This window comes from Rathayibacter sp. AY1C2, from assembly GCF_002931195.1.
GTDB lineage: Bacteria > Actinomycetota > Actinomycetes > Actinomycetales > Microbacteriaceae > Rathayibacter.
The window spans coordinates 148,763-174,630 of the sequence record NZ_PSWG01000003.1 but is presented as its reverse complement, the minus strand read 5'-3'; the positions used below and the strand labels follow the sequence as shown (position 1 = coordinate 174,630).

The window sequence follows — 25,868 nt, the reverse complement described above, 5'->3', positions numbered from 1 at the left end:
CGCCCGGTACAGTGGTCAGCATGGCACGAGCGACGAAGAGCCCGAAGCCCGAGCGCGACGAGGCCCGGACCGGCGAGAACGCACCGAATCCGGTCTGGTTCAAGCCGGTGATGTTCGGCTTCATGCTGCTCGGACTCGCCTGGATCATCGTCTTCTACGTGAGCCAGGGCACCCTGCCGATCCCCGATCTCGGCAACCTCAACATCCTGATCGGCTTCGGCATCGCGTTCATCGGCTTCCTGATGACGACGCGCTGGCGCTGAGCCTCCCCCAGTCGTGAACGACGCCCCGTCCGGTCCGCCGACGGGGCGTTCGTCGTCGGTGGAGCGTCTGCGCACCGCCGGCTGCGTCTTCGCCGAGGAGGAGGCGGGCCTGCTCGAGGAGGCCGCCGACTCCTCCTCCGACCTCGAGCTGCTGCTCCGCCGCCGCGAGACGGGCGAGCCCCTCGAGCAGATCCTCGGCTGGGTCGCCTTCCGCGGCCTGCGCGTCCCCGTCGCACCCGGCGTCTTCGTGCCCCGCGTGCGCACCGAGTGGCTGGTCGACTGCGCCCTGGAGGTCCTCCCGGGCGGCGCCGTGGTGCTCGACCTCTGCTGCGGATCCGGCGCCCTCGCCCGGTCGATCGCGGAGGAGCGGCCGGACGTCCGCCTACTCGCGGCCGACCTCTCTCCCGCCGCCGTCGCCTGCGCGCGCCGCACGCTCGCAGGCCGCGCCGACGTCCACGAGGGCGACCTCTTCGACGCGCTCCCCCGGAGTGAGCGCGGGCGGATCGACGTCGTGGTCGTCAACGCCCCCTACGTCCCCACCGCGGCGATCGCGCTCATGCCGCCGGAGGCCCGGGTGCACGAGCCGATGCTCACGCTCGACGGCGGGTCGGACGGGCTCGCCCTGCACCGCCGCATCGCTCAGGAGGCGGGGGCGTGGCTCGCACCCCACGGCGTCGTCGTGATCGAGGTCGGCGCGGATCAGGCCGCGGCGAGTGCCTCGGCGTTCCAGGCGGCCGGGTTCGCCACCTCGCTGCACCGCGACGACGACCGTGAGGCGACGGCCCTGGTGGCCTTCCGCCGGAGAACTACACCGCTGTAATTATCCCCAGCTGTGGAATCTCCTGTGGAGAACTCCGCGGTCCCCGCCGCGCTGGCCTGCTCCAGGCGAGGAGGGCCCGGATCCGCACCAGTCCGCCGGTCCTCGGACGCGCCGCCGTCCCCGGATCGTCCTCCCGAGGAGGACACCCGGGACGTTCTCCCCAGTGTTAACAACTCTGTGGATAACTTCCTCCCCACCTGTTGAGAGCACCTGTGGACAGCGGTGGAGACGGTCGCCGCGGAAACGACGAAGCGGCGGGCCCGGGAGTGCGCGAGGCACTGCCGGACCCGCCGCTGCGGGAGGGGGAGGGATCAGCCGAGGACGTAGGCGCCGGCGGTGATCGCGACCAGTCCGACTCCGATGAGCCCGACGAGGAGGTTCTGCGTGCGCCGCTGGGCGCGCTGCCGCGTCTTCGTGAAGACCAGCCCGATGAGCGCGCCCGCCACCAGACCGCCGACGTGCGCCTGCCACGCCACGTTCATCCCGGGCAGGAAGCCGATGACGAGGTTCAGTCCGACCAGCACCAGCAGCTGCGACGCCTGACCGCCCAGGTGCCGGAGGATCACCAGGTACGCGCCCATCAGCCCGAAGATCGCACCGGAGGCGCCGATCACCGGGGTCAGCGGGTTCGCGAGGAGCAGGACGCCCACCGACCCGGCGAAACCGCTCAGGAGGAAGAGGGTGAGGTACCGCCCGCGGCCCAGCATCCGCTCGAGCACCATGCCGAACACCCACAGCGTGTACATGTTCAGCACCAGGTGGAACGGGATGACGATGAAGAGCGACGTGCTGTGGAGGAACACCGAGGTGAGCATCCGCCACGGCTCGAAGCCGGCGCCGAAGCCGGGGAGCGTGTAGGCGGGGGCGTACAGGAGCGCGTTGACCGCCGGCCCGCCGACGAAGGGGAGGATCTCGACGATCCACAGCACGATGCAGAGCGCGATGATCGCGTAGGTCACCGTCGGCTGGTCGGCGCGGGTCATGGCCCGCACGCGGGAGAGGAGGGGACCGCGGGTGCGCGGCGCGGTGGCGCGCTGCTGCGCCATGTCGTCCGGGCAGATCACTCCGACCGGAGCGGGAGTCTGGCACTCGCCGCAGATGGTGCGGCCGCACCGCTGGCAGCGCACGAAGCTCTGCCGGTCGGGGTGTCGGTAGCAGGAGTAGGTGCTGCTCGGCGGGACCTGGGTCACGGACGTGCCTCCGGGGAGAACGAGGGCCGGGCCCTGACGGACCCGGCCCTCGAATGAGTGGTGGATGAGGCGATCAGACCTCGGTGATCTCGACGCTCTCGATCACGACGTCCTCGAGCGGCTTGTCACGGCCGTCGGTGGGGACCGCCGAGAGCGACTGCACGAGCTTCTTCGACTCCTCGTCGGCGACGGCGCCGAAGATGGTGTGCTTGCCCTGGAGCCAGGTCGTCGGCGCCACGGTGATGAAGAACTGCGAGCCGTTGGTGCCGCGGCCCGCCTGCTTGCCGGCGTTCGCCATCGCGAGGATGTAGGGCTGGGTGAAGTCGAGCTCCGAGTTGATCTCGTCGTCGAACTGGTAGCCCGGGCCGCCGATGCCCTGACCGAGCGGGTCGCCGCCCTGGAGCATGAAGTCGGGGATGATGCGGTGGAAGACGGTGCCGTTGTAGAGCGGCTCCTTGGTCTTCGCACCCGTGGCGGGGTGGGTCCACTCGATGTCGCCGGTCGCGAGACCGACGAAGTTGCGGACCGTCTTGGGAGCGTGGTTCCCGTAGAGGTTGACGACGATGTCGCCCTTGTTGGTGTGGAACGTCGCGACTGCGGTGTGCAAAGGCATGCTCGGATTCTCGCACAGCGCGTCTGTAGGCCCCTGCAACGCCCGGTGTCAATGCGCTGGGTGCGCGATGCGGACGCCGATCGATGAGTGGCAGTATTGAGGCGTTCGCTGCTCGTAGCCGATGGAGGACCAACATGGGTCTGTCACGTAAGCACAAGAAGGACCTCAAGCGTCTTCGCAAGAACGCCGAGGCGGTCTGGGGCGAGCAGCAGGAGGTGCTGGCGCACGCGGCCTCCGTGCTCGAGAAGAGCCGCCGCCACGCGTCGAAGTACGCCAAGAAGGAGCTCGTCCCCTTCGTCAAGGACACGTACGACTCGCGCGTCAAGCCGGTCTACGACAACGGCGTCTCGGCCGTCGAGGGCACGTACTCCTCGGCACGCAACGCCTACAAGCACAAGGTCGTCCCGACCTTCGCCGCTGTGGGCGGCACGGCCGCCGCCGCCTTCGAGGCCGCCAAGGACTCGAAGAACCGCGCGAAGCTCGCCGAGATCTCGAAGGCGCGCTGGGAGGAGCTCACCACTCCGCCGAAGAAGAAGAGCAAGGTCGGCACGGTCTTCGCGATCGGCGCCGCGCTGGTCGCCGTCGGCGGCATCGGCTACGCCGTCTGGCAGACGTTCCGCGCCGACGACGAACTGTGGGTCGCCGAGGACGAGCCGCAGAGCGCCGCGCAGAACGCCGCCTCGACCGCTTCCTGACGTTCTCGTCGCTGGAGCCGGGCCCCTCAGGGGGTCCGGCTCCTTCGCATGCCCGGGTTAGGCTTCTGCGGTGGACATCCGGGTCGCCGCGTACGGCATGATCATCGACGGTGGGCGGATGCTGCTCGCGCACTGGAGCCAGGGCCCCTGGTCGGCCTGGACGCTTCCGGGCGGCGGGATCGACGAGGGCGAGTCGCCCGCCGACGCCGCGGTCCGCGAGATCTTCGAGGAGACGGGCTACCGTGCCGAGCTCGAGGCCCTCATCGGCGTGGACTCGCACGTGATCCCCGCGCACCGCCGCAGCGACCCCGAGGCCGGCCCCCTGCACGCCATCCGCGTCGTGTACCGCGCCCGCATCGTGGGCGGCGAGCTCACGCACGAGGTGGACGGCTCCACGGACGCCGCCGCCTGGTTCCCCCTGAGCGACGTCGAGGAGCTGGAGCGCGTCGAGCTCGTCGACGCGGCCCTCACCATGAACGAGGCCTGGCTCCTCCGCTGACGGTGGCCGGGAATCCCCGGCCGCGCCCCGGTGTTCCCTTCGTCGTGATCGTCGAGCTCTACACCTCCGCCTTCTGCGGCGCCTGCCATGCCGCGCGCTCGGTGCTGGAGCGCGCCGCGGAGCTCGTCCCCGCCGCCGAGATCCGCGAGCGCGACGTGGCCTTCCACCCCGTCGAGGCCGAGGCCGCCGGCATCCGCTCGACCCCCACGGTCGTCGTGCGGGACACGGCCGGAGAGGTGGTCTTCCGAGCGGAGGGCGCTCCCTCCCTTCCGCAGGCTCTCGCCGCTCTGGCCCTCGCCCTGCCCGCGTAGGGTGGCCGCGGGAGGACCCATGCACCGTCGTGCCGCGCTCGCGAGCACCGTCGTTCTGCTCGGCGCCCTCGCGCTCTCGGGATGCGCCTCCGAGGAGCCGGTGACCACGGCCGCGGTCGGGCTCGGACGGGGCGGCGAGCGAGGCGAGGTCCTCGGGGTCGTCGTCGTGTGCTCGGGGTCCGTCGACGGCCTCGACCTCGCCGCCTCCGACTCCGCCCCCCTGACCATCGGCGACGGGCTGCGGAGGGTCACCCGCTGGGTCTCCCCGTCCCCGGTCACGCAGCTGGGCGCGACCGACCTCTCCGGATCCACGGTCTGGCCGGCCGACACGGTGATCGAGCGGTTCCCGCTCGGCGTCGACCTCGCGCTGGGCGCCTACGCGACCGACCGCTCCGTGCTCGCCCGCCCGGTCGTCTTCACGGCCGAGCAGTTCGACACGCTCTCCGTCGGCGAGATCATCGTCGGCGACATCCGCGACGGCACGTCCGAGACCCTCTCGGTCCAGCAGTTCCTCGGCCTCGCCTGCGTGGACCGCTGAGCGGGCGGCTCGGCCGTCCGAGTGGCGACCTCGATCGCACGACCCCGCGGTCGGCGACAGGAGAGGCCGCCGAAGACCTCGTCACGGTGACCCCGCGACGGCGGAGGACCCGGAGTGCCGTGGGCCGGGAGACCAGAAGGGCCTGTGAGGGGAGCACCCGCGAGCGGGGAGGAAGTGTGGAGCCTAGGAGATTCGAACTCCTGACATCCTGCTTGCAAAGCAGGCGCTCTACCAACTGAGCTAAGGCCCCGGGCCGGAGACGGGGCGATCCGTCTCCGAGAGTCGAACGGCCCGCCACCGCGAGGTGACGGGCCGTTCGGACCGGGTGGGGGTACCAGGACTTGAACCTGGGACCTCTTCATTATCAGTGAAGCGCTCTAACCGCCTGAGCTATACCCCCGGAATGGCCAGAGGAGACTCTACCCGACATCGAGCAGGAATCCCAATCGGCCGGACCGTGCGCCCTACTGGTTGGTGAAGCCCACCAGGAGGCCGCCGGTGATCTTGACGCTGAGGTTGTACAGCAGCGCCACGATCGCGCCGAGCGCGGTGGTGACGATGGTGTTCAGCACCGCGACGACGATCGCGAAGCCCATGACCTGCGGCAGCGAGATGATCGTGTTGAGGTCGAACGCCTCGGCGCCGGCGATGTCCTGCACGAGGCCGTTGACCTCGTCGAACACTCCCGTCTGGGCCAGGACCGTGTAGACCAGGTAGACGACGACGATCGTGATGATCGCGAGCGTCAGGCCCAGCAGGAACGAGAGCTTCACGGCCGACCAGAAGTCGACGTAGACGAGCTTCAGGCGGACCTGCTTCGCCGCCGGGCTCTTCGCGGACTTCCTGGCGAGCTTCTCGGCGACGGTGCTACTCATCTACGGACCCATCCTCCTCCGACACCGGGGCGGACTCGGCCGGCGCCGCGGCGTCGGGATCCTCGTCCTGGGCGTCGAGATTGCGTTCGGTGTTCTTGGCGAGTGCGATGATGCGGTCGTCCTCAGCGAATCGTGCGAAGACGACTCCCATGGTGTCGCGACCCTTGGCCGGTACCTCGGCCACCGCAGAGCGTACCACCTTGCCGCTGGCGAGCACGACGAGCACCTCGTCGTCCTCTCCGGTGATGATGGCGCCCACGAGGTCGCCGCGCTTCTCCTCGAGCTTGGCCACCTTGATGCCCAGCCCGCCGCGTCCCTGGAGGCGGTACTGGTCGACCGCGGTGCGCTTGGCGTAGCCGCCCTCGGTGACCACGAAGACGAAGCCCTCGTCGCTGACGACGTTGGCGTCGAGGAGGCGGTCCTCCCCGCGGAACGACATGCCGCGGACTCCGGAGGTCGAGCGGCCCATCGGACGAAGCGCCTCGTCGGACGCGGTGAAGCGGATCGACATGCCCTTGCGGGAGACCAGCAGCACGTCGCTGTCCTCCTCGACCAGGAGCGCCGAGACGAGCTCGTCGCCGTCGCGCAGCTTGATCGCGATGATGCCGCCGGAGCGGTTCGTGTCGTACTCCGAGAGGGCCGTCTTCTTCACGAGGCCGTCGCGCGTGGCGAGCACGAGGTAGCGGGCCACCTCGTAGTCGCGGATGTCGAGGATCTGCGCGATCTGCTCCCCCGGCTCGAGCGCGAGCAGGTTCGCGATGTGCTGGCCCTTGGCGTCGCGGCCGGCCTCCTGCAGCTCGTAGGTCTTGGCGCGGTACACGCGGCCGGTGTTCGTGAAGAACAGCAGCCAGTGGTGCGTGGTGGTGACGAAGAAGTGCTCGACGATGTCGTCGGCCTTCAGCTGCGCGCCGCGCACGCCGCGGCCGCCGCGGTGCTGGGCCCGGTAGGAGTCGCTCCGGGTGCGCTTGAGGTAACCGCCTCGGGTGACGGTGACGACCATCTCCTCCTCGGGGATCAGGTCCTCGACGCTCATGTCGCCGTCGAATCCGAAGAGGATCTCGGTGCGGCGGTCGTCGCCGAAGCGGTCGACGATCTCGTCGAGCTCGTCCGAGATGATCGTGCGCTGGCGCTCCGGGCTCGCGAGGATCGACTTGTAGTCCTCGATCTCGGCCTGGATCCGGTCGTGCTCGTCGATGATCTTCTGGCGCTCGAGGGCCGCGAGGCGGCGCAGCTGCATGTCGAGGATGGCGCGGGACTGCACCTCGTCGATGTCGAGCAGCTCCATCAGACCGTCGCGCGCCTCCTCCACGGTGGGGGAGCGGCGGATGAGGGCGATGACCTCGTCGAGCGCGTCGAGCGCCTTGAGGTAGCCGCGCAGGATGTGGATCCGCGCCTCCGCCTCGTCGAGGAGGTACTGGGTGCGGCGCACGATGACCTCGACCTGGTGGTCGACCCACGCGCGGATGAAGCCGTCGAGCGAGAGCGTGCGCGGGATGCCGTCGACGATCGCGAGCATGTTCGCGCCGAAGTTCTCCTGCAGCGGGGTGTGCTTGTAGAGGTTGTTCAGCACCACCTTCGCCACGGCGTCGCGCTTGAGGACGACGACGAGGCGCTGGCCGGTGCGACCGGAGGTCTCGTCGCGGATGTCGGCGATGCCCGAGACGCGCCCGTCCTTGACCAGCTCGGCGATCTTGATCGCCAGGTTGTCCGGGTTCACCTGGTACGGCAGCTCGGTGACGACGAGGCAGGTGCGGCCCTGGATCTCCTCGATGGAGACGACGGCGCGCATCGTGATCGAGCCGCGGCCGGTGCGGTACGCGTCCTGGATGCCGCGGACGCCGAGGATCTGCGCACCGGTGGGGAAGTCGGGTCCCTTGATCCGCTGCAGCAGCGCCTCGAGGAGATCCTCGCGCGTGGCGTCCGGGTTCTCGAGCGCCCACTTGGCGCCGGCGGCGACCTCGCGCAGGTTGTGCGGCGGGATGTTGGTCGCCATGCCGACCGCGATGCCGACGGAGCCGTTGACGAGCAGGTTCGGGAACCGGGCCGGCAGGATCGCCGGCTCGCGCGTGCGGCCGTCGTAGTTGTCCTGGAAGTCGACGGTGTTCTTGTCGATGTCGCGGACCATCTCGAGCGCGAGCGGCGCCATCTTGGTCTCGGTGTACCGGGGGGCGGCGGCGCCGTCGTTGCCGGGGGAGCCGAAGTTTCCCTGACCGAGCGCGAGCGGGTAGCGGAGGCTCCACGGCTGCACCAGGCGGACCAGCGCGTCGTAGATCGCGGAGTCGCCGTGCGGGTGGAACTGGCCCATCACGTCGCCGACGACGCGCGAGCACTTCGAGAACGCCTTGTCGGGGCGGTAGCCGCCGTCGTACATGGCGTAGATCACGCGCCGGTGCACGGGCTTCAGGCCGTCGCGCACCTCCGGCAGGGCGCGCCCGACGATGACGCTCATCGCGTAGTCGAGGTAGGAGCGCTGCATCTCGAGCTGCAGGTCGACCGGCTCGATCTTGTCGTGACCGTGGATCACCACACCGGTCTCGGTGACGATGTCGTCGCTCTCGTCCGGGCCGGTGGGGGTGGTGGGTTCTTCTGCCATGGTCTCTGGTCTCTCAGGTGGGTCCGTGCCCCGGAGGAGCGGGGGCGGCGGTCGCGCTGGGTGTCAGGTGTGTCGTCGGTGTGCGGGCCGGTGAGGGCCTCTGTCGCGTTCTGGTCGAGGATGCGGCCCATCGAGGGCCGCCGTCACGTGTTCGAGATGGTCGCGAGGGAGGTCCACTGGACCGCCCGGCCGCCGCCTCTCGAAGGACGTCCGTTTCCTCGACAGCTAGATGTCGAGGAAGCGCACGTCCTTCGCATTCTTCTGGATGAAGGAGCGGCGGGACTCGACGTCCTCGCCCATGAGGGTGGAGAAGATCTCGTCGGCCGCGGCCGCGTCGTCGAGCGTGACCTGGAGGAGGGTCCGCGTGGCGGGGTCCATCGTGGTCTCCCACAGCTCCTTGTAGTCCATCTCGCCGAGGCCCTTGTAGCGCTGGATGCCGTTCTCCTTGGGCATGCGCTTGTTGGTCGCCGAGCCGTGCGCGATCAGGGCGTCGCGCTCGCGGTCGCTGTAGACGTACTCGTGCGGGGAGTTCGACCACTTGAGGCGGTACAGCGGCGGCTGCGCGAGGTAGACGTAGCCGAGGTCGATCAGCGGGCGCATGTAGCGGAAGAGGAGCGTCAGCAGCAGCGTCGTGATGTGCTGGCCGTCGACGTCGGCGTCGGCCATCAGGATGATCTTGTGGTACCGCGCCTTGTCGGGGTTGAAGTCCTCGCCGATGCCGGCGCCGAACGCCGTGATCATCGCCTGGACCTCGTTGTTGCCGAGAGCGCGGTCGAGCCGCGCCTTCTCGACGTTGAGGATCTTGCCGCGGAGGGGGAGGATCGCCTGCGTCTCCGGGTTGCGGCCCTGCACCGCGGATCCGCCCGCCGAGTCGCCCTCGACGATGAAGATCTCGGAGATCGACGGGTCCTTGGACTGGCAGTCCTTGAGCTTGCCCGGCATGCCGCCGCCCTCGAGCAGGCCCTTGCGGCGGGCGGTCTCGCGCGCCTTCCGCGCCGCCATGCGGGCCGAGGCCGCCTGGATCGCCTTGCGGATGATGTCCTTGGCCTGGCTCGGGTTGCGGTCGAACCAGTCGGCCAGCTGCTCGCCGGCCACGCGCTGCACGAACGCCTTCGCCTCGGTGTTGCCGAGCTTCGTCTTGGTCTGGCCCTCGAACTGCGGCTCGCCGAGCTTGATCGACACGACGGCGGTGAGGCCCTCGCGGATGTCGTCGCCCGAGAGGTTCTCGTCCTTCTCCTTGAGCAGGTTGTTCGCGCGCGCGTAGCGGTTGACCAGAGTGGTCAGCGCGGCGCGGAAGCCCTCCTCGTGGGTGCCGCCCTCGTGGGTGTTGATGGTGTTCGCGTAGGTGTGGACGCTCTCGGTGTAGGCCGTGGTCCACTGCATCGCGACCTCGAGCGAGATGCGACGCTCGGTGTCCTCGGACTCGAAGTCGATGATCTCGGAGTGCACGAGGTCCGACTTCTTCAGCGAGTTGATGTACTCGACGTAGTCGACGAGGCCCTTCTCGTAGTGGAAGACGTCGGTCCGGTCGCCCTCGGTCTCGTTCTCGCCCTCCCCCTCGAACTCGACCTCGTTCTGGTCGGTCAGCGCGATGCGCAGGCCCTTGTTGAGGAACGCCATCTGCTGGAAGCGCGCGCGCAGGGTCTCGTAGTCGAACTCGACCGTCTCGAAGATGCCGGCGTTGGGCCAGAAGGTGATCGTCGTGCCGGTCTCGTCGCTGGCCTCGCCCTTCTCGAGCGGGGCGTCCGGCACTCCGTCGGTGAAGCTCATCCGGTACACGGCGCCCTGGCGCTTGACCTCGACGTCGAGGCGCGTCGAGAGCGCGTTGACCACGGAGGAGCCGACGCCGTGCAGGCCACCGGAGACCGCGTAGCCGCCTCCGCCGAACTTGCCGCCGGCGTGGAGCACGGTGAGGACCAGCTCGACCGTGGAGATGCCCTCGGTCGGGTGCATGTCGACCGGGATGCCGCGGCCGTTGTCGGAGACGGTGACGCCTCCGTCGGCGCGCATCAGGATCTCGATGTTGTCGCAGTAGCCCGCGAGCGCCTCGTCGACGGCGTTGTCGACGATCTCGTAGACCAGGTGGTGCAGACCGCGCGGACCCGTGGATCCGATGTACATGCCGGGGCGCTTGCGGACCGCCTCGAGGCCCTCGAGGACCTGGATCTGGTTCGCGCCGTAGTCGCCGGACGACTTGGTCGACATGCTCTCGTGCGGAGCGGAGGGGGCTGCTGAGCCGTTCGCGTCCAGGTCGTTCGCTGCGGGTGACGTGGAGTCGTTCGGCTCGTGAGTCATAGCTGTGGAGTTCTCCTCTGACGGTCCGTCGCGACGCGCACGGTGATCTGGAGATCGCCCGCGCGGCGGCGTCACTGCGGTTCGGCGGCCCTCCATTCTACCGCGTGCCGGGTCGATCCGAAGCGCTGGACGGCGATCTGAGGCGCGAAAGATCGGCGGTCGACCGAAAATGCGTCCTCAGCCGTAGGTGTCGCGCGGACCACGCCCTGGAATCGACCTGGGACCCTTTTTCCAGTTCGGGACGTCCGGGCCCTGGAAACGGATCGACGCGATGCCCGCGTCGGGGAAGTTCACGGCGATGTGGTTCATGATCTCGATCCGCATCAGCCGGAGCTGCGTCGACCACGCCGTGGACTCGCACGCGACCGTCAGCACGCCGTCGACGACGCCCACCGGAGTCGAGTGCTTCGCGGTCTCCTCGCCGGCGATCGCCGTCCACGACGACATCAGGTCGCCCTGCGCCAGCGGCGCCGTCCAGCCGAGCTTCACGGTGAGGGAGTCGAGGACGTCGCCGAGGTCGTGCGGGTCGCGGCCCTTGCCGAACGGGATCGCGTCGCCCTTGGGCTCGGCGCGCTCGACGGTCTTCCGGATGCGGCGCGGGCCGTCGGCGCCGAACACCTCCTTGAGGTGCCGGTAGACGCGGGCGGCTCCGGGGACGCGGGATCCGTGGACGCCGGCGCTGGGGACGCGGGCTCCGAGGAGGAGGCCGCGGCGGAGGAGACGGCACCAGGAGAAGGGGAATCGGCCGAGACCGGATCGGGAGAAGAGGAGCGGGAGGACTCGGAACCGGGAGGAGGGGAGTCGGAGGACACCGGATCGGACGAGGCGGAGTCGGGTGCGGTCGGCTCCGGCACGGCGATCGGCGCGGCGGCGGCGCCCGTGCCGACGATCCGGCCGGCCTCGATCCGCACGGTGTGCGCGGCCAGCGCCTCCGGGACGTCGTCGAAGACGGCCGCGGTGATCAGGACCTGCTCGTAGTCGGCGACCACCGAGGCGAGCCGCTCGCGCCGGCGCGCGTCCAGCTCAGCGAAGACGTCGTCGAGCATCAGCACCGGATCGCCCATGGGGGAGTCGCGCCGGAGCAGCTCCGCGGCGCCCAGCTTCAGCGCCAGCGCGAACGACCAGCTCTCGCCGTGGCTGGCGTAGCCCTTGGCCGGCAGCGCGTTCAGCTCGAACTGCACGTCGTCGCGGTGCGGGCCGACGAGGGAGACGCCCCGGTCGAGCTCGCGGCGGCGCACCCCGGCCAGGGCGGACGCGAACGCCTCCGCCAGTCCCTCGCCCGCCGCCGGTGACGCGGCGCCCGGCTGCTCCACGGGCTCGCCGTCGTCGTCGACCGCGCCCTCGATGCTCAGGCGGGAGCGGAGCACCGGACGCTGGTCGGCACCGGCGACCGCCTCGTACGCGGCGCGCACCGGTCCGCTCAGCTCCTCCACCAGGGTGAGGCGCGACTGCATGATCTCGGTCCCGAGCGCGATCAGGCGCTCGTCCCAGATGTCGAGGGTCCCGAGCTTCGAGGGGTCGCGGACGCCGCTCGCCCGTGCGGACTTGAGCAGCGAGTTGCGCTGGCGCAGCACCCGCTCGTAGTCGGCCTGGACGGCGCTCATCCGCGGGGAGCGGAGGATCACCAGCTGGTCGAGGAAGCGGCGGCGGGCCGACGGGTCGCCGCGGATGAGGAGGAGGTCCTCCGGCGCGAAGAGGACGCTGGAGAAGAAGCGGGGGAGCTCGCGCGGCTTGATCCCGCCGCGGTTGATCTGCGCGCGGTTGGGGGAGGAGCGGTTGATCTGCACCTCGGCCAGCAGGTCGCGCTCGCCGTTGCGGAGGCGGGCGCGCACCACGGCGCTGTCCCGGCCGGCGCGGATGAGCGCCTGGTCGCTCGACACGCGGTGCGAGCCCAGGGTGGAGAGGTAGCCGAGCGATTCGACGAGGTTCGTCTTGCCCTGGCCGTTGCGGCCGACGAAGAGGTTCGGTCCGGGCACGAGCTCGACATCGACCGACTCGTAGTTCCGGAAGTCGCTGAGCGCCAGCTGCGTCACCTGCACGTCGCGCTCCTCTCCTCCACCCGTCGTCGCGGGCCTTCACTGCACCCCTGCGGGCTCCTCGCCCGTCTCGCTCGGCCGGTCCACCCGCCCCGGCGCCTGCGGTCCGCTCTCCCCCTGCCGGCCAGGCCTGCGCCCCCGGTCTCGACACACCCCTGCGGGCTACTCGACCGGCACGGCGGCGGAACCGTCCGGGACGCGGATCCCGATACGCCCCTCCGGGGCCACTACTCGCTCACCATGATCGGCGGCGCCCCGTCCCCGCCCGTGAAGGCGGCCGCAGGCTCGCCGCCCGACGCCGGTAGCAAGGTGGAGGCGGCCGGAGGCCCGCCGCCTCCGTGAGAGCATCCCTGCCTCACGGGGGCGGCGGGCCGCAGTCCACCGTCCGTCACCGGCCCTGCGGAACGCGCCCCCCTCCGGAAGCCGACCGCCGTGAGGACTGCCGGAGGCAGTCCTCACCAGCCGACTCAGTCGACGGCCTTGACGGAGTGCCCGCCGAACTGGTTGCGGAGCGCTGCGACGGCCTTCATCGCGGGGGAGTCCTCCTGGCGGGAGACGAAGCGGGCGAAGATCGAGGCGCTGATCGTGGGCACCGGGACGGCGTTGTTGATGGCCTCCTCGATGGTCCAGCGGCCCTCGCCCGAGTCCTGCACGTAGCCCTCGATGTTCTTGAAGTCCGGGTCCTGCTCGAGGGCGCGGACGAGGAGCTCGAGCAGCCAGGAGCGCACGACCGTGCCGCGCTGCCAGGCCTTGAAGGTGCCGGTGACGTCCTTGATGATGTCGCTGCGGGTCTCGAGCAGCTCGTAGCCCTCGGCGAACGCCTGCATCAGGGCGTACTCGATGCCGTTGTGGACCATCTTCGCGTAGTGGCCGGCGCCGACCTCGCCGACGTGGACGAAGCCCTCCTCGCGGGGGCCCTCGGGGCGCAGCGCGTCGAAGACGGGCATGGCGTACTCGACGAGCTCCTTCGGGCCGCCGACCATCAGGCCGTAGCCGTTCTGGAGTCCCCAGACGCCGCCGGAGACGCCCGCGTCGATGTAGTGGATGCCCTTGGGCTTCAGCAGCGCGTCGTGCTTGAAGTCCTCGGTGAAGCGGGAGTTGCCGCCGTCGATGACGAGGTCGCCCTCGCTGAGCTTCTCCGACAGGTCCTTGACGACCGCGTCGGTGATCTCGCCGGCCGGCACCATCACCCAGACGATGCGGGGCGAGGGGAGTGCGGCGATCATCTCGTCGAGAGAGGCCGCGTCCGAGACGTCGGGATTGCGGTCGTAGCCGGTGACCTCGAGCCCCTTGGAGCGGAGGCGGGAGCGCATGTTGTCGCCCATCTTGCCGAGGCCGACGAGTCCGATGTGCATGGTGAACCTTCCTGGATTCGTTGTCCGGCGGGCGGGCGCTCGTCGGGAGCGGGGCGGTCGCGGCTCTGCGATCCGGGGAGTGGTCAGCGCAGCAGCAGGTTGGGCTGGAGCAGGTAGCGGTAGCTGTCGCTGCCGGGCTGCTCCCGCGAGGTCTGCGCGGTGATCAGGACGGGGCCGGGCTTGTTGGGGTTCTCGGTCTTCGTGAACGCGATGCGCACGAACTCCGAGTGGACGGCGGCGAGGCCGTCGAGCAGGAACTGCGGCTTGAGCGAGACGACCACGTCGTCGCCGGTCACGATCGCGTCGATGCTCTCGGACGCCTGCGCCTGCTCGGAGCCGATGGCCTCGAGGGTGAGGCCGTCGCTGCTGAAGCTGAAGCGGAGGGCCGCCTCGCGCTCGAGCACGAGCGAGACGCGGCGGGTGGCCTCGATGAGGTCGCTGGTCGACATGACCGCGTAGTTCTCGACGGAGGCGGGGAAGAGGCGCTTCACGGGCGGGAAGTTGCCCTTGATCAGCAGCGAGGTGACGGTCTTGCGGTCCGCGGTGAAGGCGATCAGCTCGCGCTCGTCGCGGTTGGTGATCGCGACGGAGACGGTGCCGGAGTGGCCGAAGGTCTTGCCGACCTCCTGCAGCGTGCGTGCGGGCACGAGGGCGGTGAGCGGCTGGGTGGGCGCGGGGTTGTCCCCGTTGTCCCAGTCGATCTCGCGGACGGCGACGCGGTAGCGGTCCGTCGCGACGAGGCCGATCGTGTTCTCGGTGATCTCGAGCTGCACGCCGGTGATGACGGGGGTCACGTCGTCGCGGGAGGCGGCGACCGCCACCTGCGAGACGGCGGCTGCGAAGGCGTCGGCCGGGACGAGGCCGGTGGAGGCGTCGATCTCGGGGATGCTCGGGTACTCCTCCACGGGCATCTGCAGGAGCGTGAAGTGCGCCGAGCCGGCCGAGACCGAGACGCGCGACTCCTCCGTGGCGATGCGCACGGGAGCGTTGGGGAGGCGGTTCGCGATGTCGGCGAGCAGACGGCCCGAGACGAGCACGGTCCCCGTCTCCTCCACGTCGGCCGCGATCTGCGTCTGCGCGGACACCTCGTAGTCGAAGGAGGACAGCGTCAGACCCTCGGCGGTCGCCTCGATGAGGACTCCGGAGAGGATCGGCAGGGTCGTGCGCTGCGGAAGCAGCTTGACCGCGAAGGACACCGCCTCGCTGAAGACATCGCGGTTGGCTTGGAACCTCACGAGTACACCCCTGACGAGTCGCGGACGAAGACCGTCGCCCATCGTACCCGCCGGGCTCGACGAGCTCGGAAGGGGGTGGACCGCCGAGCACTCCCGAGCCGCTGTGGAGAGGTTGCCGGTCGAGGCTTCATTAAAGAGAGAACTGCGTTAACAGTGTTAACACGTGTGGAAACTGTGGAAAACGCTTCGGACCCCTACTCCTGGGTGGGATCGGAGGGACCCGCCCCTGTGGAGGGAGTGTGAGCGGGCACGTGGACGCGCTGTGGAGGGATCCGAGCCGACCGGTCGCCCTCCACAGGCGGGCTCTCCCGGCGCACAGTCCCGAGGCGGTTGTCCACAGTTATCCACAGGTTCCTCACACTGTGGAAATCGGCCCTCCGAGGCGCGCGAGGCGGCGTGTCCGAGGTGCGTGCGGCAGGTCCGAGGAGTCCGTCGACGACTTCTCCGGTCACGATGGAGACCGTCGAGGGCAGCTGCCGCCGTCCGAGCGGCCCGGAAGACAGTGCGCGCTCCTTCTCCCCCGCGCTGCTCTCCGGGCCGTCGCACGGCGGATCGACACCGTCCGATCGCGCGCCGGCCGCTCCGCCGCTCACCCGGACCCCCTGAGCACGTCCGGTTCGTGCTGGTCAAGTAGCCACAGTGCGGCGTATCGAGACCTTCGCCGGCGCCTTCGCCTGATCTCGACGCGCGCCGACACCGACGCCCTGCTACTCGCGCCGCGATCCCCGTCGCTCCCTCCCCTCACACGAGGAGAGGGGAGCGACTACCCGACCACCGCGCACGGACGCCGATGGACCCCGGGGCACGCCACCCGCGACAGGCGGTCCCGGGGACCGTACGACTGCCGGCTAGCGGTTCGTCTTGATGCGGGTGGTCAGCTCGGTGACCTGGTTGTAGATGCTGCGGCGCTCCTTCATGAGCTCCGAGATCTTCTTGTTCGCGTACATGACCGTGGTGTGGTCGCGGTTCCCGAACAGCTGGCCGATCTTGGGCAGCGAGAGGTTCGTCAGCTCGCGGCACAGGTACATGGCGATCTGGCGCGCGGTGGCGACGGCCTGCGAGCGCGACGAGCCGTAGAGGTCGTCGACCGTGAGCTTGAAGTAGTCCGCGGTGTGGTTGATGATGTCGACCGGCGAGATGACGTTGTCCTCGTCGAGCGTGATCAGGTCCTTCAGCACGGTCTGCACGAGCGACATGTCGACCGGCGTCCGGTTCAGGCTCGCGAACGCGGTGACGCGGATGAGCGTCCCCTCGAGCTCGCGGATGTTGCTCGACACCTTCGACGCCATGAACTCGAGGATGTCGTCGGGCACGAGCAGCTTCTCGCTGACCGCCTTCTTGCGGAGGATCGCGATGCGGGTCTCGAGGTCGGGAGCCTGCACATCGGTGATGAGGCCCCACTCGAAGCGCGAGCGCATCCGGTCCTCGAAGCCCGTCAGTGCCTTCGGCGGCAGATCGGACGTGATCACGACCTGCTTGTTGTGGTCGTGCAGCTGGTTGAAGGTGTGGAAGAACGCCTCCTGCGTCTCCGCCTTCCCCTGCAGGAACTGGATGTCGTCGATCAGGAGGATGTCGACGTTGCGGTAGCGGCCGTGGAAGGCGTTGCCCCGGTTGTTCGCGATCGAGTTGATGAAGTCGTTCGTGAACTCCTCGCTCGAGACGTACCGCACGCGGATCCCCGGGTAGAGGCTCATCGCGTAGTGGCCGATGGCGTGGAGGAGGTGCGTCTTGCCGAGCCCGGAGTCGCCGTAGACGAAGAGCGGGTTGTAGGCCTTGGCGGGAGCCTCGGCGACGGCGACGGCCGCGGCGTGCGCGAACCGGTTGGAGCCTCCGATGACGAAGTTGTCGAAGCTGTACTTCGGGTTCAGCCGGGTGTCGGTCGCCGGCACGGTCCGCAGCTCCTCGACCCCGCGGGTCGGCGCGACCGTCGCCGAGGAGGCGGTGATCGGCTCGAACGGGTTCATCGACTCCTGCGACGACGGGGAGCTGAGGGGCTCGTGCTCGATGTCGGGGTTCACCACGAAGGCGAACGTCGTGACGCCGAAGGAGTCGTCGAGCGTCCCGATCGCGCTGAGCAGGGGCACGCGCACGCGCTGCTCGAGCATCCCGCGGGTGAACTCGTTCGGGACCTCCAGGTAGAAGGTGCCCGCCATGATGCCCTTGGGCTCCACGAGCGAGACGAACCCGTAGAGGGGAGCGGTGATCCGCTCGTCCTGTGACAGTGCGCGGAGGATCACGTTCCACGCGTCGACCATCGACGTGTCGTCTGCCATCTGTCTCCGGTCCTGGGTGCTGTCGCTGTGAAGTCGCTGCGGGATCGCCGTCTCCGCCGGACCCGTCGCCGCCCGCTGCAGGGGCGTCGCGGACCGGGCGCGGAGCCGGGTCTCGAGTGCCGCTCTCTCCACAGGGTTGTCCACCGGCCTCGAGCGATGCCTGTGCGGGCGCGGGAGGACGCGGATCCCACCTGTGGATAACTGCGGCTCAACACCGTAACGAACGGAGCCGACGGGAGACAAATCCACCACAGCGACACCCGCGTGTCAATGCGCGGAACCCCGTGTCCCGTGTGCATGATCGAGGTTTCGCGCCGTCCACATTTGACCGGTGGCGGAACAGGCCGTAGTTTAAGTCAGTTGACGCCTGCCCGGTGTCGTCCGTGCGGCCCTCGCAGGCCGAGCGGATTCCGCAGCCGGGCACCCCTTCTTCCCGGAGGATCCGAGTCTCCGCCCGAGCGGGTGGTGCCGGTTCGCGCCGCGGAACACGTACGTGGAGATCTGATTATGAGCAAGCGAACCTTCCAGCCGAACAACCGTCGTCGCGCCAAGGTGCACGGCTTCCGTCTGCGCATGCGCACCCGTGCCGGCCGCGGCATCCTCAGCGCGCGCCGCGCCAAGGGGCGCACCGAGCTCTCCGCCTAGCAGCGAGCGGTACCGACCAGCGGTGCTGGCCAGAGCCAATCGCATCGTCCACGGAGGCGAGTACCGGACAGTCGTCCGTCGCGGTGTGCGGTCCACAGGACCGCACACCGTCACGTATGTCCGCCGGTCCTCTGCGGGCGATCCGGCGCGGTTCGGGTTCATCGTCGCCAAGACGGTCGGCACCGCGGTGACGCGCAACACCGTCCGCCGCCGGCTCAAGGCCGTGGCGTTCGAGCTCGTCCCCGAGATCGACCCCGGCACCCAGGTCGTCGTCCGCGCGCTGCCCGGCAGCGCCGACGCCCCCTGGTCGGAGCTGCGCTCCGAGGTGTGGTCCGCGATGGCGCGAGCCGCGCGGAAGAGCGGGGCGTCCTCGTGACCGCAGTGCTCCCCCGCCGTGGGGCGCCGCTCGCCCGGCTCGGGTGGGCGATCCTCCTGCTGCCGCGGAACATCGGCGTCCTGCTCCTGATCGTCTACCGGGCGGTCGTGTCCCCTCTCTACGGGGACGTCTGCCGTTACTACCCCTCGTGCTCCGCGTACGCGCTCCAGGCGGTCCAGCTCCACGGGCTCGTCCTCGGCTCCGTCCTCGCGGCCCGCCGTCTGCTCCGCTGCCACCCGTGGGCGGCCGGCGGCATCGACGACGTCCCGACCTCGATCCCCCTGCACCGACCGGCTTCCGGCCGGACCCGCTTCGCCGTGACGCGAGCCGGGTTCGTCGTGGGCCCTCGAAAGGACTGACCCCACTCCATGGACCTCCTCGGCACGATCCTCTGGCCCCTCAAGTGGGTGGTCGAGCTGCTCCTCGTCGCCTTCCACCAGCTGCTGACCTTCACCGGCATGGAGGCGGCCGCGGGAATCACCTGGGTCCTCTCGATCGTCGGCCTGGTCATCGTCATCCGCGCCGCGCTCATCCCGATCTTCGTCAAGCAGATCAAGAGCCAGCGCCGGATGCTCGAGGTCGCACCCCAGCTCAAGAAGATCCAGGACAAGTACAAGGGCAAGCGCGACCAGCTGTCCCGCGAGGCGATGTCCCGCGAGACCATGGAGCTCTACAAGAAGACGGGCACCAACCCGCTCGCCTCCTGCCTGCCCCTGCTGATCCAGATGCCGATCTTCTTCAGCCTGTTCTCGGTGCTGAACGCGGCGCAGCACAGCCAGAAGGGCGTGGGCCCGCTCGACGAGACGCTCGCCCGCCAGTTCGGCGAGGCGAACCTCTTCGGCGTCGCACCGCTGCACCAGTCGATCCAGGGCGCACTCGCCGAGGGCGGCCAGGAGCCGGTCATCATCATCGCGGTGATCATGGTCGTCCTGATGACCGCGTCGCAGTTCATCACGCAGCTGCAGATCGTGTCGAAGAACATGTCGCCCGAGGCGAAGGCCTCGCCGACGTTCAAGCAGCAGCGGATCCTGCTCTACATCCTCCCCCTCGTCTTCGCCTTCTCGGGCTTCGCGTTCCCCCTCGGCGTCATGTTCTACTGGCTGACCTCGAACATCTGGACGATGATCCAGCAGTTCATCGTCATCCGGAACATGCCGACCCCGGGCAGCGAGGCCGCCAAGGCCCGCGAGGAGCGCCTGCGCCGCAAGGGCAAGCTGGTCGAGGAGACCACGGCCGCCGGCGACGTCACCCTCGTCGAGAAGAAGGCCGTGCAGCGCACGCAGCCCGTGAGCAAGAACCGCTCCAAGAAGCAAGCCGGAAAGAAGTAGAGCCGCCATGACCGATCCGATGCAGACCATCACCGACGACGAGTCCGCACCCGTGGACGTGGACGCGTCCGCCGTCGACGAGGCGCCCGAGTCCACGCTCTCTCAGCTCGAGGACGAGGGCGACGTCGCCGCCGACTACATCGAGGAGTTCCTCGACATCTGCGATCTCGACGGCGACATCGACATCGAGGTCCGCAACGGCCGCGCCTACCTCTCGGTCACCGCCTCCGGCGACACGAACCTCCGGGTGCTCTCCCGTCCCGACGCCGTCCAGGCGCTGCAGGAGCTGACGCGACTGGCGGTCCAGACGAAGACCGGCGCGTTCTCCCGCCTCATCCTCGACATCGGCGGCTCCCGCGACGCCCGCGAGGCGGAGCTGGCCCAGCTGGTCGACCGCGCGATCGAGCGGATCGAGGACGGCGCGACGTCGGCCTCCCTCCCGCCCATGTCGTCGTACGAGCGCAAGCTGGTCCACGACATGGTGGGCGAGCGCGGCTTCGTGTCGGAGTCGCGCGGCGAGGCGCGCGAGCGCCACACCGTCATCACCCGCGGCTGAGCGGCGTGGAGTCGACCCTCGAGGCCGAGCCGTCAGCCGCTGCGGCGATCGCCGGCGACCGCCTGCCCCTCCTGCGGCGCTTCACCGAGGCTCTCGCCGATCAGGGTGAGGAGCGCGGCCTGATCGGGCCCCTGGAGCTCCCCCGGCTCTGGACGCGGCACATGCTCAACAGCGCCCTGGTGGCCCCTCTCCTGCGTCCGGGACTGGTGGGTGATGTCGGCAGTGGCGCGGGCCTTCCCGGGCTCGTCCTGGCCATCGTGCGGCCCGACGTCCGCTTCGTGCTCATCGAGCCGATGGAGCGTCGCGTCGTCTGGCTTCAGGAGCAGGTGGACGGACTCGGACTCGAGAATGTCTCAGTTCTTCGAGCCCGTGCTGAAGAGGCGGAGCTCGCGGAGCCGCTCGACCAGGTGACCGCTCGGGCGGTCAGCGCCCTCTCGAAGCTGATCCCGCTGACCGCGCCGCTGCTGCGGCCCGGAGGCGAGCTGGTCCTGCTGAAGGGCATCAACGCCGAGAAGGAGATCGAGGCGGCGGCCAAACAGATCCGTCGTTTCCGGCTCTCCCCGCCCGAGGTCGTCGTGCTCGGCGACGGCGTGCTCTCCGAGGTGACGAGGGTCGTCCGGGCTACAGTGGGTTGATCGCCACGACGCCGCAGTGAGCCCCCGACTCCTCGTCCGTCGACTCCTCGGTGCTGATGTCCGTCCCACTCGCTGAGCGAAGGTTTCACGTGAAACAAACCGATTCCGCCGGTCTGACCGGAGGCTTCGATTCCTCGACTCCCCTGGCCCGGGAGATCGCGGACATGACCCGTCGGCGCGCACTGCTGAACGCGCAGCCGCTGCCCAAGCCCGAGTCGACGCGCGTCATCACGATCTCGAACCAGAAGGGCGGCGTCGGCAAGACGACGACGACCGTCAACCTCGCCGCCGGGCTCGCCCGCGGTGAGGCGAAGGTGCTCGTCATCGACCTCGATCCGCAGGGCAACGCGTCGACGGCCCTGGGCATCGAGCACCGCGCCGAGACGGCCAGCGTGTACGACGTGATCGTCAACGACACTCCCCTCGCGGACGTCGTGCAGAAGAGCCCGGAGTTCGCCTCGCTCTACGGTGTGCCGGCGACCATCCACCTGGCCGGCGCCGAGATCGAGCTGGTCTCGCTCGTCGCACGCGAACAGCGTCTCCGCCGTGCGCTCGACCGCATGCTCGACACCATGGACGAGCCGTTCGACTACGTCTTCATCGACTGCCCTCCTTCGCTCGGGCTGCTGACGATCAACGCGTTCGTCGCCGCTCGCGAGGTGCTCATCCCGATCCAGTGCGAGTACTACGCCCTCGAGGGGCTCAGCCAGCTGCTCAAGAACATCGACCTTATCGAGCGGCACCTCAATCCGAACCTCGGTGTCTCGACGATCCTCCTGACGATGTACGACGGCCGCACGAACCTCTCCCAGCAGGTGGCAGCGGATGTCCGAGAGCACTTCCCGAAGGAGGTGCTGCGCGCGGTGATCCCGCGCAACGTGAGGATCTCGGAGGCGCCGAGCTACGGACAGAGCGTGATCAGCTACGACCCGCAGTCGTCCGGTTCGCTGGCGTATCTGGAGGCGGCCGCGGAGATCGCACGACGCGGAGCGCGGAAGACACCCGAGACGTCACACGAAGGAGAGGCACGCTGATGGCGACCAAGCGCACGGGACTCGGCCGGGGGATCGGCTCGCTCATCCCGACCAGCGACGAGTCGCGCTCCCGACCTGTCGACGTCTTCTTCCCTGATCAGGTCGGCGATTCGGCCCGTGCCGAGGAGCTCCTCGAGGTCCCCGGAGCGCGCTTGGCGCGACTCCCCCTCGCCGACATCACCCCCAACACGGCGCAGCCGCGGTCGGTGTTCGACGAGGACGACCTCGCGGAACTCGTCCACAGCATCCGCGAGTTCGGAGTGCTGCAGCCGATCGTCGTCCGGCCCGTGACGGCTCGCGGCGGAGCGAAGTACGAGCTCGTCATGGGTGAGCGCCGGTTCCGCGCCTCGAAGGCTGCGGGACTGACCACCATCCCCGCGGTCGTCAAGGACACGGCCGACGAGAACATGCTCCGCGACGCGCTGCTGGAGAACCTGCACCGCGCCGACCTCAACCCGCTCGAGGAGGCGTCCGCCTACCAGCAGCTCCTCAGCGACTTCGGGATCACCCAGGAGGCCCTGGCGACGCGGCTCGGACGTTCGCGGCCGCAGATCTCGAACACGCTCCGTCTCCTGCGGCTCCCGGCCGATGTGCAGGCCCGCGTCGCTGCCGGCGTCCTGACCGCAGGACACGCGCGTGCGGTTCTGTCCCTCGACGACGTCGAGATGATGCGCCGCCTGGCCGACAAGATCGTCAACGAGGACCTGTCCGTCCGTGCCGCCGAGGCTGCCGCCGCGCAGATGAAGGCGCCGCGGACGACCACGCGTCCCGTGGTGGAGGAGCAGGGCGGGCACTCCGGACACCTCTCGTCGATCGCGGATCACCTCGGCGACCGGTTGAACACGCGCGTCAAGGTCACCCTGGGCGCACGTAAGGGCCAGATGGTCATCGACTTCGCCACCATCCAGGACTTGAACCGCATCCTCGCCGAGATCGGGGAGCCGACTGAGGTGTCGCTCGCTCCGTAGAGGGTCGGCCTAGTGGCCGCCACTGATTCGCCGTGCGGCTGGCGTGCGCGGCCTCGCGCTGCGTTCTTGGCCGCAATCGCCGATGTGGCGGTATCCGCTCCCCTCGTCGGCACCGCGATCGCAGATCAGCACGCTTGGGGCGATCTTCGAGATGCCTTGTGAGCTGAGGATTCTCGGTTGTCGTCCTCTCTCGGATTGATAGGCCCTTCTGACCGGTACAGTCCGATGAAGTGGTTCCGGGTTCTGCGGGGCGCTGCTGACTCCGGTCCTGGTCGAGAATACGGCTGGTATTGCGGATCGGTGACGATCGCCGGGTATCTGGGGCATTGATCTCTGGATAGAGCAGCTCACGATGCGCCTATATGGCGGTTGAGTAGGCGTGGAGCGCCGGATCTAGGGTTGGCTGAGTTCAGACCTCGTTGACCTCCGGAGTTCATGTCGCTTTCGGTGACTCGCTGGCGGGCGCAGGACGGGTTCCTGGGCGGGTCGTACTCGGTGGCGCTCTCCGCTGCCCAGGGCGACGTCATGGTCGCCGATATTCGCGTGCGCAATGTTTCACGTGAAACATTCCTACGTTGGCCGCCGAGATGAGGATCACCTCGGCTGTCCGTGCATCGCAAGTAGCCGGTGAGGAGTGCTTCCTGAGCCTCCAGAAATTGGCCGGCCGGGGGGGCACGTTTAGACGAAATGCAGTATCGCTTCGTTTTCGCGGATCATGCAGATGTGATGAGTGGGTTCGCCGAGGTTTGACGGGGACCCCGTCGGCGGTCGCCCGCAGAGAGCACTGAAGGAGACGATGGAAGGGCCGTTTCACGTGAAACGGTCCGATCTAGGGCGGCCTATCCATTGAAGAGCTACGAGCTTGTCATGTAGGAGAGTAGGCCCTCGTCGGCTCGACTCGCTCCAACGGGCGCAGCATTTCGGTTCGAAGTTGCTCAACGGCTGCGGAAGCGTTTCACGTGAAACGCCCCTGCCGAGAACATTGGACGCCCATGCGGATCATCGTGAGACCGACTTCGACCGCAATGCTCGAAAGAGATTGCTCGCCTGACCAGCGGAATAGAGACACCACCCCCCAAGGCAAAGTTGAGGTCGGAGAACCAAGCTAAAGGGGTCCCTTCGGGCCGTGGGTCTCGGTACGTCCCGTTGTGGCTACTCGACCAGCATGGCGACGGGTGCCTGGTGTCGATCAGCGTCGATCGACCATGTTGTGTCTCCCCAGAGATGGCGCGGGTGGCGATCGTGGTGAGCCTCGATTCGACGCACTACTGCTCTTCACCGGTATGTCTGCGGATATAGCCAGACAGTGGGCGTGGATACATCGCTCCAGGCAACGCCCGCCAGGTACCCATTGGGGGTGGCCGGGTCTCGATACGCGGCAATGCGTCTACTCGACCAGCATGACGACGAGGACCAGGTGGCGATGGATGCCCGTGGGCCTGGTGAAAAGGTGGCGGCGGGGGCGGGATGTACCACGCTGATCTGCGGATAATCGGCCGGCGCGGCGACAGATGTCTAACGTTGGTGGGAGTCGATACGCGGCCTCGGGTTCTTCCCCGAGTTGGCACTACTGGTCTGCTGATGAAGACGTGGACCCGTTATTGAGCGGCTACTCGACCCGCATTTAGGGAGAAGGCGGCGATAGAGGGTCCTAATCGGCCGCGACGCAACTACTCGTCTGGCATGGATTCGAGCACTCGTTCAGAACTCAGCAGCCATGTGATCAGGAGCGTACGCGCAGCGGACCGTTTCACGTGAAACGGCATCGAGTCAGGAGGCGGCGAGCTTCGCGAGGGTGGAGTAGACGTCGCCGAGGTAGCGGCCGGATGCCTCAATGGCCTGGGGAACGAGTGAGGTCTCGGTCATTCCGGGAAGGACGTTCGCGTCGAAGAACCAGGGGAGTCCGGCGTCGTCGATGATGAAGTCGAGCCGCGACAGGTGGCGGAGTCCCAGCAGTTCGTGGATCGCAACGGCCACGCGGGACACCTCCTCCGTGATCTCCGGCGAGATCCGTGCCGGCGTGTAGAAGTGCGTCTCCCCCGCGTTGTAGCGCGCCTCGAAGGTGTACTGGCCCGCGACGGGTGCGATCTCGACAGGCGGCAGGGCGAGAGGACCGTCACCGAGGTCGAGAACACCGACGGAGACCTCGGTCCCCTGGATCTGCTGTTCGATGAGCACGACGTCGCCGTAGGTGTACGCCTCGACCATCGCTCGCGGGAGCTGCGACGACTCCGTCACGATGCTGACGCCCTGGGCTGAACCGCCCTGAGCGGGCTTCACCACGAGGGAGCCCGGCAGGTGTGCCTCGACCTGCTCCAGGATTCCGGCGGCTCCGAGCTCGCGGAAGGTCTCGCGGGGGAGGGTGACGGAGCGCGGAGTCGAGAAGCCGGCGCGAGCGACGAGCGTCTTCGCGGTCGGCTTGAACCAGGCCAGGCGCGCCGCGTCCGTCTGCGAGCCGACGTAGGCGAAGCCCGCCGCCTCGAGGAGCCCGAGGAGTGCACCGTCCTCGCCGCTCGCTCCGTGCACCGCGGGCCAGACGACGTCGGGACGCTTCTGCAGGAGCGTCGAGAGGAGGCCGGCGTCCGGTTCGTGCAGGGAGACGCGGTGGCCCATGGCGGACAGACGGTCCGCCACGCGACGGCCCGACCGCAGGGAGACGTCGCGCTCGTGGCTGATGCCACCGCTGATGACGACGATGTCGAGTGTACGGTCGAGCACAGAGAAATCGGTCATGA

The 25,868-nt window shown here is 68.9% G+C and carries 24 protein-coding genes, 2 tRNA genes and 1 pseudogene; 14 read left to right on the top strand and 13 right to left on the bottom strand.

The window, feature by feature from the left end; all coding sequences use genetic code 11:
• Positions 1 to 20 precede the first annotated feature (20 nt).
• Both C5C55_RS04080 and C5C55_RS04075 read left to right on the top strand, forming a co-directional pair.
• On the top strand, positions 21 to 263 hold the full coding sequence (locus C5C55_RS04080; RefSeq protein ID WP_104222667.1) for a cell division protein CrgA: 243 nt from the start codon (positions 21 to 23) through the stop codon (positions 261 to 263).
• 58 nt (positions 264 to 321) lie between these two features.
• Positions 322 to 1,083, top strand: a complete 762-nt coding sequence (locus tag C5C55_RS04075) for a putative protein N(5)-glutamine methyltransferase (RefSeq protein ID WP_104232996.1) — start codon at positions 322 to 324, stop codon at positions 1,081 to 1,083.
• A 311-nt stretch (positions 1,084 to 1,394) separates the two neighbouring features.
• Here C5C55_RS04075 and C5C55_RS04070 read toward each other — a convergent pair whose 3' ends face one another.
• Entirely contained in the window at positions 1,395 to 2,273 is an 879-nt protein-coding gene (locus C5C55_RS04070; RefSeq protein ID WP_104222668.1) for a rhomboid family intramembrane serine protease, read from the bottom strand.
• A 73-nt stretch (positions 2,274 to 2,346) separates the two neighbouring features.
• Positions 2,347 to 2,886: a peptidylprolyl isomerase gene (locus C5C55_RS04065; protein WP_104222669.1), complete on the bottom strand. Its 540-nt coding sequence runs from the start codon at positions 2,884 to 2,886 to the stop codon at positions 2,347 to 2,349.
• Between the two features lie 134 nt (positions 2,887 to 3,020).
• On the opposite strand from C5C55_RS04065, the gene C5C55_RS04060 reads away from it, so the two are divergent.
• From C5C55_RS04060 to C5C55_RS04045, 4 genes are all read left to right on the top strand, one after another.
• On the top strand, positions 3,021 to 3,581 hold the full coding sequence (locus C5C55_RS04060) for a hypothetical protein (protein ID WP_104232995.1): 561 nt from the start codon (positions 3,021 to 3,023) through the stop codon (positions 3,579 to 3,581).
• A 70-nt stretch (positions 3,582 to 3,651) separates the two neighbouring features.
• A complete protein-coding gene (locus tag C5C55_RS04055) occupies positions 3,652 to 4,080 on the top strand; it encodes an NUDIX hydrolase (RefSeq protein WP_104232994.1) in 429 nt (142 codons plus the stop codon).
• A gap of 2 nt (positions 4,081 to 4,082) precedes the next feature.
• The gene (locus tag C5C55_RS04050; protein ID WP_258072487.1) at positions 4,083 to 4,391 is read left to right on the top strand and encodes a thioredoxin family protein; all 309 of its coding nucleotides are present in this window, start codon (positions 4,083 to 4,085) and stop codon (positions 4,389 to 4,391) included.
• A 19-nt stretch (positions 4,392 to 4,410) separates the two neighbouring features.
• On the top strand, positions 4,411 to 4,929 hold the full coding sequence (locus tag C5C55_RS04045; protein ID WP_104222672.1) for a hypothetical protein: 519 nt from the start codon (positions 4,411 to 4,413) through the stop codon (positions 4,927 to 4,929).
• Positions 4,930 to 5,106: 177 nt separating this feature from the next.
• Here C5C55_RS04045 and C5C55_RS04040 read toward each other — a convergent pair.
• From C5C55_RS04040 to dnaA, 10 genes and pseudogenes are all read right to left on the bottom strand, one after another.
• Positions 5,107 to 5,179: transfer RNA gene (locus tag C5C55_RS04040), tRNA-Ala, on the bottom strand.
• Positions 5,180 to 5,255: 76 nt separating this feature from the next.
• Positions 5,256 to 5,329, bottom strand: a tRNA-Ile gene (locus C5C55_RS04035).
• Positions 5,330 to 5,393: 64 nt separating this feature from the next.
• Positions 5,394 to 5,804, bottom strand: a complete 411-nt coding sequence (locus C5C55_RS04030; protein WP_104222673.1) for a DUF3566 domain-containing protein — start codon at positions 5,802 to 5,804, stop codon at positions 5,394 to 5,396.
• Positions 5,797 to 8,397, bottom strand: coding sequence for a DNA gyrase subunit A (gene gyrA / locus C5C55_RS04025; protein ID WP_104232993.1), 2,601 nt, complete (start codon positions 8,395 to 8,397; stop codon positions 5,797 to 5,799). Before gyrA ends, C5C55_RS04030 begins: the two co-directional genes overlap by 8 nt.
• A gap of 225 nt (positions 8,398 to 8,622) precedes the next feature.
• Complete coding sequence (gyrB, locus tag C5C55_RS04020; protein WP_208543372.1) at positions 8,623 to 10,602, bottom strand: DNA topoisomerase (ATP-hydrolyzing) subunit B; 1,980 nt, start codon at positions 10,600 to 10,602, stop codon at positions 8,623 to 8,625.
• Positions 10,603 to 10,869: 267 nt separating this feature from the next.
• Positions 10,870 to 11,181, bottom strand: a complete 312-nt coding sequence (locus C5C55_RS04015) for a DUF721 domain-containing protein (protein ID WP_258059326.1) — start codon at positions 11,179 to 11,181, stop codon at positions 10,870 to 10,872.
• A gap of 389 nt (positions 11,182 to 11,570) precedes the next feature.
• Positions 11,571 to 12,731: pseudogene (gene recF, locus C5C55_RS04010) on the bottom strand (DNA replication/repair protein RecF); the annotation flags it as partial.
• Positions 12,732 to 13,195: 464 nt separating this feature from the next.
• Positions 13,196 to 14,083 (bottom strand): phosphogluconate dehydrogenase (NAD(+)-dependent, decarboxylating), encoded by an 888-nt coding sequence (gene gnd, locus C5C55_RS04005; RefSeq protein WP_104222677.1) that lies wholly within the window; start codon positions 14,081 to 14,083, stop codon positions 13,196 to 13,198.
• 83 nt (positions 14,084 to 14,166) lie between these two features.
• On the bottom strand, positions 14,167 to 15,318 hold the full coding sequence (dnaN, locus tag C5C55_RS04000) for a DNA polymerase III subunit beta (protein ID WP_104232992.1): 1,152 nt from the start codon (positions 15,316 to 15,318) through the stop codon (positions 14,167 to 14,169).
• 848 nt (positions 15,319 to 16,166) lie between these two features.
• Entirely contained in the window at positions 16,167 to 17,573 is a 1,407-nt protein-coding gene (gene dnaA / locus C5C55_RS03995; RefSeq protein WP_374954230.1) for a chromosomal replication initiator protein DnaA, read from the bottom strand.
• A gap of 525 nt (positions 17,574 to 18,098) precedes the next feature.
• Between dnaA and rpmH the strand changes: the two genes are divergently transcribed.
• The 8 genes from rpmH to C5C55_RS03955 all read left to right on the top strand — a co-directional run bounded on the left by rpmH (position 18,099) and on the right by C5C55_RS03955 (position 23,133).
• Complete coding sequence (gene rpmH, locus C5C55_RS03990) at positions 18,099 to 18,236, top strand: 50S ribosomal protein L34 (RefSeq protein WP_055784512.1); 138 nt, start codon at positions 18,099 to 18,101, stop codon at positions 18,234 to 18,236.
• 22 nt (positions 18,237 to 18,258) lie between these two features.
• Positions 18,259 to 18,612, top strand: a complete 354-nt coding sequence (gene rnpA, locus C5C55_RS03985; RefSeq protein WP_104222680.1) for a ribonuclease P protein component — start codon at positions 18,259 to 18,261, stop codon at positions 18,610 to 18,612.
• A gap of 5 nt (positions 18,613 to 18,617) precedes the next feature.
• Positions 18,618 to 18,971 (top strand): membrane protein insertion efficiency factor YidD, encoded by a 354-nt coding sequence (yidD, locus tag C5C55_RS03980; RefSeq protein ID WP_258072495.1) that lies wholly within the window; start codon positions 18,618 to 18,620, stop codon positions 18,969 to 18,971.
• 9 nt (positions 18,972 to 18,980) lie between these two features.
• Positions 18,981 to 19,940: a membrane protein insertase YidC gene (gene yidC, locus C5C55_RS03975; RefSeq protein ID WP_104222681.1), complete on the top strand. Its 960-nt coding sequence runs from the start codon at positions 18,981 to 18,983 to the stop codon at positions 19,938 to 19,940.
• 7 nt (positions 19,941 to 19,947) lie between these two features.
• Positions 19,948 to 20,496, top strand: coding sequence for a R3H domain-containing nucleic acid-binding protein (locus C5C55_RS03970; protein ID WP_258072486.1), 549 nt, complete (start codon positions 19,948 to 19,950; stop codon positions 20,494 to 20,496).
• A gap of 5 nt (positions 20,497 to 20,501) precedes the next feature.
• The gene (gene rsmG / locus C5C55_RS03965; protein WP_104232990.1) at positions 20,502 to 21,131 is read left to right on the top strand and encodes a 16S rRNA (guanine(527)-N(7))-methyltransferase RsmG; all 630 of its coding nucleotides are present in this window, start codon (positions 20,502 to 20,504) and stop codon (positions 21,129 to 21,131) included.
• A 164-nt stretch (positions 21,132 to 21,295) separates the two neighbouring features.
• Positions 21,296 to 22,165, top strand: a complete 870-nt coding sequence (locus C5C55_RS03960; protein WP_104222683.1) for a ParA family protein — start codon at positions 21,296 to 21,298, stop codon at positions 22,163 to 22,165.
• A complete protein-coding gene (locus tag C5C55_RS03955) occupies positions 22,165 to 23,133 on the top strand; it encodes a ParB/RepB/Spo0J family partition protein (RefSeq protein ID WP_104222684.1) in 969 nt (322 codons plus the stop codon). Before C5C55_RS03960 ends, C5C55_RS03955 begins: the two co-directional genes overlap by 1 nt.
• 1,770 nt (positions 23,134 to 24,903) lie before the next feature.
• Here the strand turns inward: C5C55_RS03955 and C5C55_RS03950 are convergent.
• Complete coding sequence (locus C5C55_RS03950; RefSeq protein ID WP_104232989.1) at positions 24,904 to 25,866, bottom strand: ATP-grasp domain-containing protein; 963 nt, start codon at positions 25,864 to 25,866, stop codon at positions 24,904 to 24,906.
• Positions 25,867 to 25,868 lie beyond the last annotated feature (2 nt).